Annotated in this window: 1 protein-coding gene; it reads left to right on the forward strand. The window is 74.9% G+C overall.

The genetic code is table 11. The features are described 5' to 3' along the window. Positions 1-269 precede the first annotated feature (269 nt). Complete coding sequence (locus ACF062_RS24900; protein ID WP_392141346.1) at positions 270-19,262, forward strand: non-ribosomal peptide synthase/polyketide synthase; 18,993 nt, start codon at positions 270-272, stop codon at positions 19,260-19,262.

The following is a 19,262-nucleotide window of genomic DNA, read 5'->3' on the forward strand; positions in this document are numbered from 1 at the left end:
CCGACGGCCCGGTGGTGGCACCACCACCCGGGCCGGTGGGCCGCTCGTCGGCGCCTCGGCCCCGTCACCGGCACCCGCCCATCGGTCACCGCACCACCCTGCCGTACCCCGCTCGCGTCCACTCCCCACAAGGTCAGCCATACGCACCGCCGCACCGCCGCGCCCACCCGGTGTGTCACGTCCGATCCGGCGCACCGACCACGAGGTAAGGCCGGGATCGTCCGCGTGGCCCGCGCCGCATCCCCCCGCTCTCCAGAAGGACTTCACCCATGACGGACCTGCACGACAAGCCCGCACCGGCGTCCTCCCTGCCGCAGGGCGGCCCCACCGCCGACGCATCGGAGAACGCGGAGGCTCCTGCGTATCCGACGCTCGGCGAGCTGTTCACCGCCTGGGTGGCCCGGACCCCGGACGCACCGGCCCTCACCGACGGCCGGCGGACCTGGACGTACCGTGAACTGGCCGACCGTACCGGCCGGTTGGCCGCGCACCTGATAGGCAGGGGTGCAGGCCCTGACCGGGTGGTGGCCCTAGTCCTGCCGCGCTCCATGGAGCTGATCGCGGCGGAGCTGGCCGTCGCCCGGGCGGGCGCCGCCTTCCTGCCCGTGGACCCCGCCTACCCCGCCGAGCGCCGTGCGCTGATGCTCGCCGACGCGGCGCCCGCGCTCACCCTGGACGATCCGCGCCGGGTGGCCGAACTCCTGGACGACGCCGAAGATGCCACGGGGCACCCGGTCGACCCCGGCGCCGACGTCGACCACGCCGCCTACGTCATCTACACCTCGGGTTCCACCGGCACCCCCAAGGGCGTGACGGTGACCCACCGCGGCATCGGCGGCTTCACCGCGGCCGCCGCCGAACGGTACGCGGTGGGCCCCGGCGACCGGGTGCTCCAGTTCTCGTCGCCGAGCTTCGACGCCTCCGTCCTGGAGCTGTTCATCTCCGTCCTGTCCGGCGCCACCCTCGTCGTACCGCCGCACGGGCCCTGGCTGGGCGACGAACTCGCCGCGGTCCTGGACGAGCACCGCATCACCCACGCCCTCATCCCGCCCGCCGCGCTGGCCTCGTTGCCCGACCCCGCACGGGGCGCCGCCCGCCACCTGCGCACGCTGATCGTGGGCGCCGAGGCGTGCTCGGCCGATCTCGTGAACCGCTGGGCACCCGGCCGCCGGATGATCAACTCCTATGGTCCGACCGAGACCACCATCGTCGCCACGTGGACCGGGCCACTCACCGCCGACAGCGGTACGCCGACGATCGGCGGCGCCCTGCCGCATACCCGGGTGTACGTCCTGGACGCCGCGATGCGGCCCGTGGCGCCCGGCGCCGACGGCGAGTTGTTCGTGGGCGGCGACGCGGTGGCCCGCGGCTACCTGGGCCGCCCCGGTCTCACGGCGGCGCGCTTCGTCGCCGATCCCTTCGGCGCGCCGGGAGCGCGTCTGTACCGTACCGGTGACCGGGTGCGGTGGACCGCCGAGGGAGAGCTGGAGTTCCTCGGCCGCCTCGACCGGCAGGTGAAGATCCGCGGCTTCCGGATCGAGCCGGGCGAGATCGAGGCGGCGTTGCGCCGGGCCGGAGATGGCGCCGTCGGCGAGGCCGTGGTCGTCGTACGCGAGGACGTACCGGGTTACCAGCGCCTCGTCGCCTACGTCACCGCGGCACCCCGGACTCCATCCGCCGGCCCCGCTCCGCAGTCCGCCGCGCACCCCCTCGACCCGGCCGCCCTGCGCGCCGCCCTCGGGGCCGTGCTGCCCGGCCACATGGTGCCGTCCGCCATCGTGGTCCTCGACCGGATGCCGCTCACCCCGCAGCACAAGATCGACCGGCGGGCCCTGCCCGCGCCGGAGCGGTCGGTGTCGGCAGGCCACGTGCCGCCGCGCTCGGCCGAGGAACGGGCCCTCGCCGGGATCTGGGCGGATGTCCTGGGCGTCGACGCGGTCGGTGTCACCGACGACTTCTTCGACCTGGGCGGCGAGTCGATCCTTGCCGCCCGTGTGCTCGCCCGCGTCCGGGATGACCTGGGCGTCCGGCTGACCGTGCGGGACGTGTTCACCGCGCGGACCGTCGCCGCGCTCGCGCCCCTGCTCGCCGACCCGTCGGCCGCCGCGCCGCCGGAGCCGATCCCGCCGGCCCCCCGCGAGGGCGCACTGCCGCTGTCCAGCGCGCAGCGGCGGCTGTGGTACCTGGACGACCTGACCGAGGGCGGCACCGAGTACAACACCGGCGTCTCGCTCAGGCTGCGCGGCGCCCTGGACCCGGACGCGCTGCACCGCTCCCTGCGCCGTCTCGCTGGCCGGCACGACTCCCTGCGCACCACGTTCCCCACGGTCGACGGCCAGGGCGTCCAGCGTGTCGCCCCGGAGCCGGACGTACCCCTGCGGACGGCCGATCTCACCGGCGTACCCGACGCGCGCCGCGCCGAGGCCGCCGATGAGCTGCTCACCGCCGAGCTGGGCCGCCCGTTCGACCTGACGGCAGGACCGCTCACCCGGGCGCTGCTCGTCCGGCTCGCCGCCGAGGACCACGTGCTGCTCCTGGCCCAGCACCACATCGTCACCGACGGCTGGTCGGTCGGCATCCTCACCCGTGAGCTCGCCGCCCTCTACCACGCGGAGGCCACCGGTGAGCCGGACGGACTGACGCGACCCGCCGTCCAGTACCCGGACTTCGCGGTCTGGGAGCGCCGGCAGCGGGCCGGGGACGCGGACACCGCCGATCTGGCCTACTGGAAGCGGCACTTGGCGGACCTCCCGCACCTGGAGCTGCCCACGGACCGGCCGCGTCCCGCCGTGCGCACCACCGTCGGTGCGACCCACCGGCACGTGCTGCCGGCGGAGTTGACGTCCCGGCTGCGGCAATTGGCCGCGGGCCGCGGCACCACGGCGTTCACCCTGTTCGCGGGCGCCACCGCGCTGCTGTTCTCCCGCTACTCGGGGCAGCGGGACATCGCGTTCGGCACCGTCACCAATGGCCGCGGCCGCCGGGACCTGGAAGATGTGCCGGGCTTCTTCGCCAACACCGTGGTGCTCCGTGGTGAGGTGGACGAACGGGCGACGGTGGACCGGTTCGTGGAGACGATGCGGACGACGGTCCTTGACGCCTTCGCCCACGACGGGGTTCCGTTCGACCGGGTGGTGGAGGAGCTGGCCCCGCCCCGCGATCCCAGCCGCACCCCGCTGGTGCAGGTGCTCGTCGTACAGCAGACCGCCCCTCCCGTGCTGCCGCTCGCCGGTGGGCTGCGCGTCACCGACCACCCGCTGCCGCGCCCCGCCGCCCGCTTCGACCTGGTCCTGGAGTTCACGCCGGACGCGGACGGCGGCTGTGTGCTGACCGCGGAGTTCAACAAGGATCTGTTCGACGCGGCGACCGTGGCCCGGATGACCGCCCACCTGCACCGGCTCCTTGAGGGCATGGCGGACGGTCCGGGCCGCGCGCTGGCCGAGCTGCCCATGCTCGCGGCCGACGAACAGCGCACGCTGGTGGAGAGCTGGAATCCGCCGGGCCGCGCGGCGCGGGACAACGAGTACGGCACGCTGCCCGCGCTGCTCCACGCTCAGGCGGCCAGGACTCCGGACCGTACCGCCGTCGTCTGCGGCCAGGTCCGCCTCGACTACGCCGAAGTCGCCCGGCGGGCGTCCCGGTTGGCCCGACGGCTCGTCGCGCGCGGCGCGGGGCCCGAGACCCTGGTCGCGCTCTGCCTGCCGCGCTCCGCCGACCTTGTACCCGTGCTGTGGGCGGTGCTCGCCTCGGGCGCCGGCTACCTCCCGGTCGACCCGGCCTATCCCGCGGAGCGGGTCCGCCTCATGCTCGACGACGCCCGTCCCGCCCTCGTCCTCGCCACCCGGGAGACCGTGTCCGCACTGCCCTCGGAGTGCGTACCGCTGCTGCTGGAGGACTGCGTCGGGCCGGGCGTGCCGGACGCCCGGCCGGCCGGTGCCGGGTTGTCCGATGCCGCGCAGGCCGATGCCGGGGGGACTGACGCCGGGCTGGCCGAGGCTGGATCGTCCCATGCCGGGCTGGCTGATGCGGGGCTGGCTGATGCCGGGCTGACCAACGCCGGCTTGTCCGATGCCGCCCAGGCCGATGCCGGCCTGGCCGACTCCCCGCTCACCGACGCCGACCGGATCCGGCCGCTGCTGCCCGACCATCCCGCGTACGTCATCTACACCTCGGGTTCCACCGGCCGTCCCAAGGGCGTGGTGGTCAGCCACCGCAGTGTCGCCGCGCTCGCCGCGTGGGCGGGGGAGCGGTTCGGGCCCGAGGGCCTGGCCCATGTGATCGCCGCCACCTCCCTCAACTTCGACGTCTCGGTGTTCGAACTGATCTGCCCCCTGGTGGCCGGCGGCACCGTCGAGGTGGTCGCCGACCTGCCGGCCCTCGCCGACGGCGCCGGACCCCGGCACGCCACCTTGCTCAGCGGCGTGCCGTCCGTCGTCTCCCGGCTCGTCGCGGGCGGCACGGCACCCCTGGCCGCCGACACCGTCGTCCTGGCCGGCGAGGCCCTGCCCGCGCAGACCGCGCAGGACGTGCGGGCCGCCATGCCCGGCTGCCGGATCGCCAACGTCTACGGCCCCACCGAGGCCACCGTGTACGCCACCGCCTGGTTCGCCGGTGACCGACTGCCGGAGCAGGCCCCGCCCATCGGCGACCCGGTGGCGCTCACCCGTACCTACGTACTGGACACCTCCCTGCGGCCGCAGCCCGTCGGCGTCCCCGGTGAGCTGTACCTCGGGGGCGGCGGCCTGGCCCGCGGCTACCTGAACCGGCCCGGACTGACCGCCGCCCGGTTCGTCGCCGACCCGTTCGGCGCGCCGGGAGAACGCATGTACCGCACCGGCGACCTGGTGCGCCGACGCCCCGACGGCGGGCTCGAATACGTGGGCCGCACGGACCAGCAGGTCAAGGTGCGCGGCTTCCGCATCGAACTGGGCGAGGTGGAGGAGGCGCTGCGCGGCTGCGCGGGCGTGGCCGAGGCGGCGGCCGTCGCCGCCAGTGACGACGACGGCAACCGGCGCCTCGTCGGCTACGTCGTCCCGGCCGCCGGGCAGCGCACCGAACCCGAGGCGGTGCGCCGGGAGCTCGGCCGGACGCTGCCCGACTACATGGTCCCCTCGACCGTCGTCGTACTGGACGCCCTGCCGCTCAACCCCAACGGCAAGGTCGACCGCGGCCGGCTCCCCAGCCCCGGCCCCGCCGTACGCGCGAAACGCCACGTCGCGCCCCGCACGCCCACCGAACGCACCCTCGTCCGAATCCTCGCGGAGGTGCTGCGGGAGGAACGCATCGGCGTCGACGACAACTTCTTCGAACTCGGCGGCGACTCGATCCTCAGCATCCAGGTGGTGGCCCGCGCCCGGCAGGAGGGCCTGCCGCTCACCTCGCGGGACCTCTACCAGCACCAGACCGTGGCCGCCCTCGCCCACCGCGCGGACGCGGCGGAGGGACCGCGCGAAGCCGCGCCCGTACCGGAGGCACCCACCGGCACGGCCCCGCTGACCCCCATCCAGCACTGGCTGTTCGACGCCGTCGGCGCACGCGCCGGTCACTTCTCCCAGGCACTCTCCCTGCGGATGCCCGCCGACCTGGACCCGGCGGCGCTGGAGGACGCGCTGAACGACCTGGTCGCCCACCACGACGCCCTGCGCTCCCGCTTCACCGTCGGCGAGCCGGCGGGCTGGCACATCGACGAGCGGGCCCCCCGCCTCCGCCTGGCCCGCCACACCGGTCCGGACACGGACACCGACACCCCGCACTTCGGGCCGTTCGACCTCGCCCGGGGGCCGCTGCTGCGGGCCGTGCTGCACGACCCCGGCGCGGGCGCGCCCCACGTACTGCACCTCGCCGTACACCATTTGGTGGTCGACGGCGTCTCCTGGCGGCTGCTGCTCGAAGACCTGGACCGCGCCTACCGAGCCCGCCGCGCGGGCGAGGACGGCGCCGCCGCACTGCCCGCGAAGTCCTCGCCGCTACGGCAGTGGGCCCGCCGACTCGACGCCTACGCGGCCACCGGTGGCTTCGACGACGAGCGCTCGTACTGGGCCGAGGCGGTCCCCGCCACCGGGGCCGCCCTGCCCGCCGGACTGACGGGCGGCCGCGGCACCTACGCCGAGCAGAGGTCGCTCACCGTACGCCTCGGCGCCGAGGCGACCGCCGCCCTGCTGCGCACCCTGCCCGACACCTACCGCACCCAGGCCAACGACGTCCTGCTCGGCGCGCTCGGCCGGGCACTGTGCGACTGGAGCGGCCAGGAGCGGGTGGTGGTCGACGTCGAGGGACACGGCCGCGAGGAGCTCTTCGACGAGCTGGACATCAGCCGCACGGTCGGCTGGTTCACGACCCGGCACCCCGTCGCGCTCGCCGTCCCCAAGGGCGCGGGCTGGGACACCGTACTGAAGCAGGTCAAGGAGCAGTTGCGCGCCGTACCCCGCAACGGCCTCGGCCATGACGTGCTGCTCCGGCTCGCCGGTCCCGAGGCGGCGCCGCGCACCGCGGCCGCGCAGATCAGCTTCAACTACCTGGGCCGCATGGACACTCCGGAGGCCCCCGACAGCCTCTACCGGGGCACCGTACGCCCGTTGGAACTGGACGCCGCCCCGACGGCCGAGCGCCCGCACGCCCTGGAGGTAGTCGGCCAACTCGTGGGCGAGGAGTTGGAGTTCACCTGGTTCTACGCCGATGAGTCCGGACGGAAGGACACGGTGGAGGACCTTGCGGGGCGCTTCAATGACGCGCTCAGCGACCTGGCCCGGCACGCCGCCCGGCCGGGCGCCGCGGGCCGTACTCCGTCCGACTTCCCGCTGGCCCGGCTCGACCAGGCCGCCGTGGACCGGATCACCGGCGCGGATCCGGCCTCGGTGGCCGACGTCCTGCCGCTCACGCCCACGCAGGCGGGCATGCTCTTCCACGGCCTGTCCCAGGACGACCGCGGCGTCTACGTCCAGCAGTTGACGTTCGCCCTGGACGGCGTGCCCGACCCGGAGGCCCTCGCAGCGGCCTGGCAGCACGTCACCGACCGCACCGAGGTGCTGCGCGGCCGGGTCGTCTGGCAGGACGTACCCGAACCGCTGCTGGTGGTGCGGCGCCACGCGGCCGTGCCCGTCACCCACCTGGACTGGCGCGACCTGACGGAGGATGAGCGCCGCGCCCGCCTCGACGACCTGCTCGTCCGGGACCGCGCCGACGGCATCGACCTCGGGCGCGCTCCGCTCCAGCGCCTCCTGCTCGCCCGGGTCTCCGACAGCGCCGTACGCGTGGTGTGGTCCTTCCACCACCTGCTCCTCGACGGCTGGAGCATGTTCCAGGTGCTCTCGGACGTCTTCGCCCAGCACGCCGGACCCGACACCGCCGCCCTCCCGCACCGCCCGCCCTACCGGGAGTACGTGTCCTGGCTGCGGCGGCGTGACCGGGAAGCGGCCGAACGGCACTGGCGGGACCGGCTGTCCGGCCTGACCGAGGCCACGCCGCTGCCGTACGACCGCGAGCCGCGCGAGGCCCACCGCGCCGAGTCCACGCACGCGGTCCACGGCACGCTGCCCGCCGCCGACACGCGGGCCCTGGAAGAGCTGGCCCGCACCTCCGGCCTCACCCTCAACACCCTGGTCCAGGGCGCCTGGGCGCTGCTCCTCGCCCGGCAGGCGGGCCGCGACGAGGTGGTGTTCGGCACCACCGTGTCAGGCCGGCCGCCCGAGCTGCCCGGCGCGGAGGCCATGACCGGCCTGTTCATCACCACCCTGCCCACCCGGGTCGGCGTCCCCGGCCACGGCACCCTGCTCGACTGGCTGCGCGCGCTCCAGCAGGACCAGAGCGAGGACCGGCGCTTCGACCATCTGCCGCTCACCCGGATGAAGACGTTCACCCGACTCCCCGAGCGGGTCGGTCTCTTCGACAGCATCGTCGTCTTCGAGAACTACCCGGTGGACGACGACCTCGCCGCCACCCACGGACTGCGCCTCAGCGGCCTGGAAGGCGTCGAGACCACCAACTACCCGCTGAGCCTCACCGCTTACCCGGGAGCGGAGCTGGGCCTGCGCCTCGGCTACGACCCCGAGCTGTTCGACGCCGACACGGCCGGGCGCATGGCCGAGTATCTCACCGTCCTGCTCACCGGCATGACCACCGGTTCGCGGCGCCCGCCCGCCCGGCTGCCGCTGCTCGGCCAGGACCGCCGCGAACAGGTCCTGCGTGCGTGGAACGACACCGCCACCGATCTGCCCGACAGCACCGTCGCCGACCTCTTCGCCGCCCAGATGTGCCGCACTCCCGACGCCGTGGCCCTGGAAGCGGGGGACGAGCGCCTCACCTACCGTGAACTCGACGCCCGTGCCGCCGGGTTGGCGGCGCGGTTGGCGGGGGCCGGGGTCCGTCCGGAACACCCGGTCGGCGTCCTCATGGACCGCTCCGTCGACCTGATCGTCACCCAGCTCGCGCTCGTGCGCACCGGCGGCGTGTACGTGCCACTTGACGGCAGGGCACCGGCCGAGCGCCTGCGCGGGACCCTGGCGGAGGCCGGGGCCGGTCTGCTGCTCACCGATGCCATGTGGGAGGTGACGGCGCGTGAGCTGCTGCCGGACGAGGGCGTTCTGCGTGTTGATGGTGCCGAGGGCGGCTCCGGTCCCGCCGGTCGCACCGGCCCCCTCGGTCCCACCAGCTCCACCAGTCCCGCTCCCAGCCAGGCCCTGCACCCCGACAACGTCCAGTACCTGATGTTCACCTCGGGGTCCACCGGCACCCCCAAGGGCGTCGCCGTACGCCAACGCGACGTCGCCGCGCTCGCCCTCGACCGGGCCTTCGCCGGGCACGACCGGGTCCTCGTGCACTCGCCGCACGCCTTCGACGCCGCCACCTATGAGGTGTGGGTGCCGCTGTTGCGCGGCGGCACCGCCGTGCTCGCCCCGCCCGGTGACCTGGAAGCCGCCCAGGTACGGCACGCGATCACGCAGCAGAGGGTGAGCTGCCTGTGGCTGACCGCGGGTCTGTTCCGACTGCTCGCCCAGGAGGACCCCGGCTGCCTGCGCGGCGCCCGCGAGGTGTGGACGGGCGGCGAGGCCGTGCCCGGCGCGGTGGTGCGCCGGGTCCTCGACGCCTGCCCCGGCCTGACCGTCGTCGACGGCTACGGCCCCACCGAGACCACCACCTTCGCCACCCGCCGCGTCTTCCGCCCCGGCGACCCGCTGCCGGCGGTGCTGCCCATCGGACGCCCGCTCGACAACACCCGCGTGTACGTCCTCGACGGCACCCTCCAGCCGCAGCCGCCGGGCATCCCCGGCGAGCTGTACATCGCGGGCGCGGGTCTCGCCCGGGGCTACGCGGGACGGCCCGGCGCGACCGCCGCCCGCTACCTCGCCGACCCCTACGGCCCGCCCGGCACCCGCATGTACCGCACCGGCGACATCGTGCGCTGGAGCGCCGACGGCGAACTGCACTTCGTCGGCCGCGCGGACGACCAGATCAAGATCCGCGGCTTCCGCGTCGAACCCGCCGAGATCGAGGCCCGGCTCACCGCCCACCCGGCCGTCGCCGAGGCCGTCGTATCCCTGTACGAGGACAGTGGACGCAAGCGGCTCGCCGCGCACCTCGTGCCGGCCGGCGCCGCCGAGCTGCCCTCCGCCGCCGAGTTGCGTGCCCACCTGGCGGCCGGTCTGCCCGACTACATGCTGCCCGCCGCGTTCGTCACCGTGCCCGAGCTGCCCCTGACGGCCAACGGCAAGGTCGACCGGCGGCGGCTGCCCGCACCCGACTGGGCGGCGGGCGGCGAACAGGCCCACCGCGCCCCCCGCACCGAGGCCGAGCGCGTCCTCACCGGGATCTGGGCCGAACTGCTCGGCGTGGCACGGGTCGGCGTGGACGACAACTTCTTCATGCTGGGCGGCGACTCCATCCTCAGCATCCAGGTGGTCTCCCGGGCCCGCGCCGCCGGCCTCGCGCTGAGCCCCCGTGACCTCTTCCGGCACCCCACCGTGGCCGAACTGGCCGCCGCCTCCGACGGCGCCGCGCCCGACATCGCAGGCACCGGACCCGTCACCGGAGCGGCGGAACTCCTGCCGATCCAGCGCTGGTTCCTCGACCCGCGGCCGGCGCACCCCGCCTTCTTCAACCAGTCCGTCGTCATCGAGACGCCCGGCGCCGTCGACCAGGACGCCCTGCGCGCCGCCCTCACCGCCCTGTGGACGCACCACGACGCCCTGCGCGCCCGGTTCCACCTCGACGACGAGGGCGCCTGGCGGCATGACATCGCCGCCGAGGGCCCGGTGCCCGAGCTGCTCCAGGTCCACGACGCGGCGGACGAGGAACGCGCCACCACGGCGGCGCACACCGGACTGTGCCTCGACACCGGCCCGTTGCTGACGGCCCGGCTGTTCACCGCCGACGGCGACCGGCACGCCAGGCTGCTGCTCGTCGCCCACCACCTGGTGGTCGACGGCGTCTCCTGGCGGATCCTGCTCGAAGACCTGGAGACCGCCTACCGGCAGGCCGCCTCCGGTGAACCCGTACGGCTGCCCGCCCGCACCACCTCCGTACGGGAGTGGGCCGCCCGGCTGCGCGACGACGACCGCTTCGCCGGGCAGCTCGGCCACTGGGAGCGCACCGCCCGGGCCTGCGCCGACCCGCTGCCCGTGGACCGCGACGGCGGCAACACCACGGCCGACGTACGCGAGGTCACCGTCCGCCTCGACCGCGCACGCACCGACGGCCTTCTGCGCCGCGTCCCCGGCGTCTACCGCACCCGCGTCGACGACGTGCTGCTCACCGCGCTCGGCCGGGCCTTGAGCGACTGGACCGGACGCGACACCGTCGCCGTCGGCCTGGAGGGGCACGGCCGTGAGGACCAGCTGTTCGAGGACGTCGACCTGTCCCGCACGGTCGGCTGGTTCACCTCGCTCTTCCCCCTCGCCCTGTCCGTCCCGGCCGACTCCTGGGGCACCGCGCTGAAATCGGTGAAGGAGCAGCTGCGGGCCGTACCCGACCGCGGAATCGGCTACGGCGTGCTCCGTCACCTCGTACGCGACGAGAAACTCACCGGCACGCCCGAACCCGGCATCAGCTTCAACTACCTCGGCCGCTTCGACTGGTCCGCCGACGCGGGCACCCTCGTCGCCGGGGTGCCCGGCGGCCTGGGCGGCGCCGAGGCACCGGACACCGAACGGCCGCACCTGCTGGACGTCGTGGCCCGCGTCGAGGACGACCGGCTTGAGATCACCTGGTATTACAGCGCCGGACGGCACCGCGAGGAGACCGTCACCGCGCTGGCCGAGGGAATGCTGCGAGCACTCGGCGACATCGTCGCGCACTGCGCCCTGCCGGACGCGGGCGGCCGAACCCCGTCGGACTTCCCGCTGGCCCGCCTCGACCAGGCCGCCGTGGACCGGATCGCCGGGGACGGCCGGGACGTCGCGGACATCTACCCGCTGACGCCGATGCAGGCCGGCATGCTCTTTCACAGCCTGCTCGACGCCGACAGCGGTACATACGTGAACCAGGTGCAGTTCGTGCTGTCCGGGGTCACCGATCCGCACGCTCTAGGGGAGGCGTGGCAGCACACCGCCGACGCCAACCCGGTGCTCCGCACCCACCTGGTGTGGCAGGAGACCGCGGAACCCCTCCAGGTCGTCCGGCACCGGGCCACCGTGCCCGTCGCCCACCACGACTGGACCGGATGGTCCGCCGAGCGCGGCGCGCGGGAGCTGGACCGCCTGCTCGCCGAGGACCGGGAGACGGGCATCGATCTGGGCGCCGCGCCCCTGATGCGGCTGACGCTGATCCGGCTGGCGGCGGACCGGGTACGGCTGGTGTGGACCTTCCATCACGTCCTGCTCGACGGCTGGAGCGCCGCCCAGGTCTTCGAGGAGGTGTGCGAGCGGTACGCCGCCCTGACCGCGGGGCACCGCCCGCGACTGCCCGAGCGGCGGCCCTTCGCCGACTACCTGCGCTGGCTGTCCGTGCAGGACACCGACCGCGCCGAACGGTACTGGCGCACCACCCTCGCGGGCTTCCAGGCGCCCACCGAACTGCCCCGCGACCGGCGGCCCGCCGAGGCCCACCGCGCCTCCTCCTCCGGATCCGTACGGATGGCACTCGGCGCGGACGTCTCGGCACGGCTGCGGGAGAGCGCCCAACAGGCCGGACTCACCCTCAACACGGTCGTCCAGGGCGCGTGGGCGCTGCTGCTGTCCCGCTACGGCGGCGGCGATGATGTCGTGTTCGGTACGACCGTCTCCGGCCGACCCGCCGACATGCCCGGCGTCACCTCGATGGTCGGCCTGTTCATCAACACCCTGCCGACCCGGGCCCGTGTCGACGGGCGGCGCGCGCTCCTCGACTGGCTGCGCGAACTCCAGGACGCCCAGGCGGAGGCCCGGCGCCACGACTTCGTCTCGCTGGCGCAGGTGCAGTCGTGGAGCGACGTGCCCGGCGGCACCAGCCTGTTCGACTCCATCGTGGTCTTCGAGAACTACCCCTTCGACGAGGGCGCGATGGCCCGGCACGGTCTGGCCATGGAGCCGGAGCGAGACCTGGAACCGACGAACTACCCGCTCAGCGTGGTCGTCGCACCCGGCGAGTCGCTGGCCGTGAACCTGGACTACGACCCGGCCGCCTTCGACGCCACCACGGTGGAGGCGCTCGGCGAGAGCCTGCGCGCCCTGCTGACCGGAATGGCCGACGCGCCGGAGCGCCGCCTGGCCGACCTGGCCCTCCTCGGGCCGGCCGAGGGACGCGACCTGGTGACCCGGTTCGGCGGGCGGGTGGCCGAGGCACCGCACGACACCCTGCCGGAGGCGTTCCGGCGGCAGGCCGAGCGCACCCCCGACGCCCCGGCCGTCCGCCACGCCGACACCCGCCTCAGCTACCGCGAACTCGACGCCCGGTCCAGCAGGCTGGCCCGGCTGCTCATCGCCGCCGGCGCCGGACCCGAGGGCTTCGTCGCCCTCTGCCTGCCCCGCACCGCCGACCTGGTCGTGGCGCTCCTCGCGGTGCTGAAGAGCGGCGCGGCGTACCTGCCGGTCGATCCGCAGTACCCCGCCGAGCGCGTCGCGTTCCTCTTCGAGGACGTACGGCCGGACGCCGTGATCACGGCCGCGGAGACCGCGGGGCGGCTGCCGGAAGGCCCGTACACCCGGATCCTCCTCGACTCGGAGCCCGGCACCGACCTGCCGGAGACACCCATCGGCGACGCCGAACGCCGCGCCACCCTGCTCCCGGCACACCCGGCCTACGTCATCCACACCTCCGGCTCGACCGGCCGCCCCAAGGGAGTGGTCGTCAGCCACGCCTCCGTGCGTGCCCTGACCGACTGGGCGGCGGCCGAGTTCACCGGGCGCGGCCTTGAGCACGTCGTGGCGTCCACCTCGCTCAACTTCGACGTATCGGTGTTCGAGATCTTCTCGCCGCTGCTTGCCGGGGGCTGCGTGGAGATCGTGCGCGACCTGCTGGCCCTCGCCGAACGCCCCGGCCCCTGGCGGGCCGGACTGCTCAGCGCGGTGCCTTCGGCTCTGGACCGGCTGCTCGCCGAGGACGCCGTCCACGTCACCGCGGACACGGTCGTCCTCGCGGGGGAGGGGCTGCCCGCCCGGACCGTCGACCGGGTCCGCGAGGCCGTGGCCGGCGGCCAGGCGTGCCAGGTGCACAACATCTACGGCCCCACCGAAGCCACCGTCTACGCCACCGCCTTCACCTGCGACCCCGCCGACCCCGACCGCGACCCGCCGATCGGCCGACCGCTGGGCGGCGCCCGCGCGTACGTCCTGGACGAGCGGATGCGCCCGGTGCCGCCGGGCGCGCCCGGCGAACTGTTCCTCTCCGGAACCGGCGTCGCCCGCGGCTACCTGCGCCGCCCCGGCCTGACCGCCGCCCGGTTCCTCCCCGACCCGTTCGGCCCGCCCGGCAGCCGCATGTACCGCACCGGTGACCTGGTCCGCTGGACGGGGGCCGGCGATCTCGTCTATCTCGGCCGCGGCGATGACCAGGTGAAGGTGCGGGGCTTCCGCATCGAACTGGGAGAGGTGGAAGCGGCGTTGACCCGCCACCCGGCAGTGGCCGGGGCGGCGGCCCGCGTCGTCGAACACGGCGGGCACCGGCGCTTGATCGGTTACGTGGTCCCCCGCGCGGGGGCGTTGCCGGGCGCCGGAGCAGCGGACACCGACTCCCCGCGGACCTCCCCGATCCCCGCCGCTCACGCGAAGAACCGCCCGGCCACCCTGCCCGACACCGGTGAACTCCGCGCCTTCCTCGCCCGCAGCCTCCCCGACCAGCTGCTGCCCGCCCTCATCGTCCCGCTGGAGCGGCTGCCGCTCGGGGCCACGGGGAAGCTCGACCGACGGGCACTGCCCGTCCCCGAGTGGGCGGGGCCGAGCGCAGGCACGGGTGGGCGGCCGCCGCGTACCGAGGCCGAGCAGACCCTCGCCGCCATCTGGCGCGAGGTGCTCGGCGTACCGGAAGTCGGCGCGGAAGACAACTACTTCACGCTCGGCGGCGACTCCGTCCTCGGCATCCAGATCGTCTCCGCCGCCCGCCGCGCCGGCCTCGCCCTGACCCCCCGGCACCTGTTCACCCACCAGACGCTCGCCGAACTCGCCGCCGTGGCCGAGCCGGTGCCCGACACCGCCACGGCCGCCGCCGAGCAGGGCCCGGTGACCGGTGACGCCCCGCTCACTCCCGTACAGCACTGGCTCCTGGACACCCTCACGGGCGACCCCGCCCACTTCAGCCAGACGGTCTCCTACGAGCTGGCCGCCGACCCCGACGAGGCACTGCTGCGCGCCGCCCTGTCCGCCGTGCTGGAGCACCACGACGCCCTGCGGACGCGCTTCGAGCCGCTCGGCGACGGACGGTGGCGGCAGTACGGCACCCCGCCCGGCGACGTCCATGACGTCCACCTGGAGGTGCACGACCGTACGGCCCCGGACGAGGTGGCCGCCGCCCTGGGCGCCGGCTTCGACCTGGCCGGCGGACCGCTGCTGCGGGCCGCGCTGTGCCGGCCGGGCGACGGCGGGCGGCCGGTGCTGCTGCTCGCCGCCCACCATCTGGTCGTGGACGCCGTGTCCTGGCGTCTTGCCCTGGAGGACCTGGACGCTGCCTACGACGCGCTGCGGGGCGGCGGGCGGCCCGCGTTCGCCCCGAAGAGCACGTCGTTCCGGACGTGGGCGCGGCGGCTCGCCGAGCACACCGAGGCGGGCGGGTTCGACGGTGAACTCGCCCACTGGCGCGGCCTCGACGACGGCGCCGCCGCACTCCCCGCCGACCAGCCCGGCGGCGCGAACACTGTCGCCGACGAGGAGAGCGTGACCGCGGGACTCGACGCAGAGGAGACCCGCCGACTGCTCCAGGACGTGCCGGACGCGTACCGCACCCGCGTCAACGACGTCCTGCTGTGCGCGCTCGGCCGAGTCCTCGCCCGCTGGACCGGACAGGACCGGGTGGCGGTGACCCTGGAGGGACACGGCCGCGAGGAACTGTTCGAGGACACCGACCTCTCCCGGACCGCCGGGTGGTTCACCACCATGTACCCCGTCGCCCTGGACGTGCCCCGCGACGCGGACACCGGCACCGTCCTGAAGGCAGTCAAGGAGAGCCTGCGGGCCGTGCCGCACGGCGGACTCGGCTACGGTGCGCTGCGCTTCCTGCACCCCACGGCCGGCCGCGAGCTGCCCGCCCTGCCGCCGGTCTGCTTCAACTACCTGGGCCGACAGGACCGCACCGGCACACCGGGCGGCCTGCTGCACACGCCCTGCGGCGGTCTGTCCGGCGGCATGGACCACTCGGCGCAGCGGCCCCACCTCCTCGACGTACTCGGTCAAGTAAGCGCGGAGCGACTGGAGTTCACCTGGTCGTACTCCGGTCAGGTGCACCACCGGGAGACCGTCGCCCGGCTGGCGGACGAGCTGACCGACGAACTGCGCGCCATCGTCCGGCACTGCGCCGAGCCCGGCGCCGGTGGCCGCACCCCCGCCGACTTCCCGCTCGCCCCGCTGGACCAGGCGGGCGTCGACCGGCTCGTCGGCGAGGGTGCGGGCGTGGCGGACGTGGTGGACATCTATCCGCTCACGCCCACCCAGACCGGCATGGTGATGCACGGCCTGGACGAGGCGGAGCACGGCCTGTACGTCGAGCAGATCACGTTCGTGGCCGACGGCGCCCACGACGTGCGGACCCTGGCCGCCGCCTGGCAGCACGTCGTCGACCGCACCCCCGTGCTGCGCACCTCCGTCGCGCTGCGCGGCGTACCCGTGCCGCTCCAGGTGGTCCACCGGGACGTGACGCTGCCGGTCACGGAGCACGACTGGAGCACGGTCCCTGCGGACCGGCGCGACGCGGAGCTGGAACGGCTGCTCGCCGACGAGCGGGCCCGGGGCCTCGCCCTGGACCGCGCCCCGCTGCTGCGGCTCGCCCTGGTCAGGCTCGGCCCGGACGCGGTCCGCGTCGTGTGGACCTTCCACCACGTCCTGCTGGACGGCTGGAGCGTCTTCCACGTCCTGTCCGACGTCACGGCCGCGCACGCCGCCCTCACCCATGGCGAACGGCCCCACCTGCCCGAACGCAGGCCGTTCGCGGACTACGCCGCCTGGCTCGCCGCCCGCGAGACCCACCAGGCCCAGGAGCACTGGCGCACCGCCCTGGCCGGCCTGCGCGGCCCCACCCCGCTGCCGTTCGACCGGCGGCCCGCCCCGGACGCCACGGCCCGCTCCGGCACCTGGCTGTCCCAGCGGCTCGACGTCCGACGGACCGGCAGGCTCCAGGAGTTCGCCCGCCGCCACCGCCTCACTCTCAACACCCTCGTGCAGGGCGCCTGGGCGCTGCTCCTCGCGCGGTGGAGCGGGGAACGGGAGGTCTGCTTCGGCACCACCGTCTCCGGTCGGCCCGCCGACCTGCCCGGCGCCGACACCATCACCGGCCTGTTCATCACCACCCTGCCCGCCCGCACCGAGGTCGACGGCGGTGCCGGCTGCGGTCCCTGGCTGCGCGCCTTCCAGGAGGCCCGCGCCGAGGACCGCCGCCACGACCACCTGCCCCTCACCGAGCTGCAAGCGCTCGGCGAACTGCCGCCGGGCACCGCCCTGTTCGACAGCCTGGTGGTCTTCGAGAACTACCCCGTCGGCGACGCGACCGCGGGCGCCCAGGGACTCGCCCTGCGGGACCTGGACGCCCGGGAGGCCACCAACTACCCGCTCACCGTCGTCATTTCGCCCGGCGAGCGGCTGACCGTCGAACTCGGCTACGACCCGCGGTACTTCGAGGAGACCAGCGCCGCATCGCTGGCCGAGCAGCTGCTGCACACTCTGGACGTCCTGGCCGCCTCGGACGGCACCGCCCGCCTGGACGACATCGACGTCCTGCCGCCCGAGCAGCGCGACCGGTCGCTGCGCGGCCCGGCCCGCCCCGCGACCGGCCCGGTGCCCGCCGCCACCCTGCCCGCCCTCGTCGAGGCCGCCGTCGACCGGTGGCCCACCGCGACCGCGCTCGAAACGCTGGAAACGGGCGGGGCGCTCGACGCAGGCGGTGCGGGTGGCGCGCCGCTGAGCCTCACGGAGGCCGATGACCTGGCCAACCGCCTGGCACACCGGCTCATCGCCCGGGGCACCGGCCCCGGTGACCTCATCGCGCTGCTGCTGCCCCGCTCCACGGACATGGTGCTCGCACAGCTCGCGGTGACGAAGGCGGGCGCCGCGTTCCTGCCCGTCGACCCGGCCTACCCGAAGGAGCGCATCGCGCTGATGCTGCGCGACGCCGCCCCCGCCCTCACCCTCGACTCCCAGGAGGTCGCCGACCTGCTGGCCGCCGCACCGGACGGGGTTCCCGGACACCGGCCCACCGACGCCGACCGGACCCGCCCGCTCGGCCTGGACGACCCGGCGTACGTCATCTACACCTCCGGCTCCACCGGCACACCTAAGGGCGTCGTCGTCACCCACCGCGGGCTCGCCGCGTTCAGCGCCGCCGAGGCCGCCCACTACCAAGTCGCCCCGGGGGACCGGGTCCTTGCCTTCGCCACGCCCAGCTTCGACGCCTGCGTACTGGAACTGTGCGCGTCCCTGCCGCACGGCGCCCGGCTCGTCGTACCCCGGCCGGGGCCGCTGCTCGGCGCCGAACTCGCCGACGTACTGCGGGCCGGGCGCATCACGCACACCCTGCTCCCGCCGGCCGCGCTCGCCACGCTGCCGCCCGACACGCCAGGCACACTGCCTGACCTGAAGACCCTGATCGTCGGCGCCGACGCGTGCGGGCCCGAACTCGTCGCCCGCTGGGCGCCGCACCACCGCATGGTCAACTCCTACGGCCCCACCGAGGCCACCGTCGTCGCCACCTGGTCGTCGCCGCTCGCGGCGGACGGCAGCGCACCGCCCATCGGCCGCCCGCTGCCCGCCACCGGCGCCTACGTACTCGATGCCCGCCTGCGGCCGGTTCCCGACGGGGTGACCGGCGAACTGTGGCTCAGCGGACCGGCGTTGGCACGCGGCTACCTCGGCCGACCCGGTCTGACCGCGTCCCGCTTCACCGCCGACCCCTTCGGGCCGCCCGGCACCCGCATGTACCGCACCGGCGACCTGGTGCGCCGCGACAGCGCCGGCGAACTGCACTACCTGGGCCGCACCGACCACCAGCTCAAGCTGCGCGGCCACCGCATCGAGGCGGGCGAGGTCGAGGCGACCCTCGTCCGTCATCCCGGCGTGCTGGACGCCGTGGTGAGCGTACGCGAGGACGAACCGGGCCTGCCGCGCCTGGTCGCGCACCTGCTCACGGCCCCCGACGCGCAGCCGCCGACCCCGGCGGAACTACGGGAACTGGCCGCGCGCTCACTGCCCGGGTACATGGTGCCGTCCGCGTTCGTGGTCCTCGACCGCTTCCCGCTCACCGAGAACGGCAAGACCGACCGGGCCGCCCTGCCCGCCCCCGCACCGGCCGAGGAGCAGGAGCGGCAACGGGAACGGCCCGAGTACGTGGCACCCCGCACCCCCACAGAGGAAGCGGTCGCGGCCATTTGGGAGGAGACCCTCCAGACGGCCGTCGGCGCCGAGGACGACTACTTCCTGCTCGGCGGCGACTCGCTGCGCGCCCTGCTCATCGCCTCCCGCGCCAACGACGCGTTCGCCGTCACGCTCACCCCCCGCGACGTCCTGGTCTCCCGCACCGTCGCCGCCCTGGCGGAGCTGGTGGAGGAGCAGGTCCTGAGCGAACTCGAACAGACCGCGTACGACGAAGACGCCGCGTATGGCGGTTACGACTCCGAAGACGCCGCGTCCGGCGGCCACGACCACGACCACGAACGGTGA

The sequence above is a fragment of the Streptomyces sp. NPDC015345 genome (assembly GCF_043078805.1).
Taxonomy (GTDB): domain Bacteria; phylum Actinomycetota; class Actinomycetes; order Streptomycetales; family Streptomycetaceae; genus Streptomyces.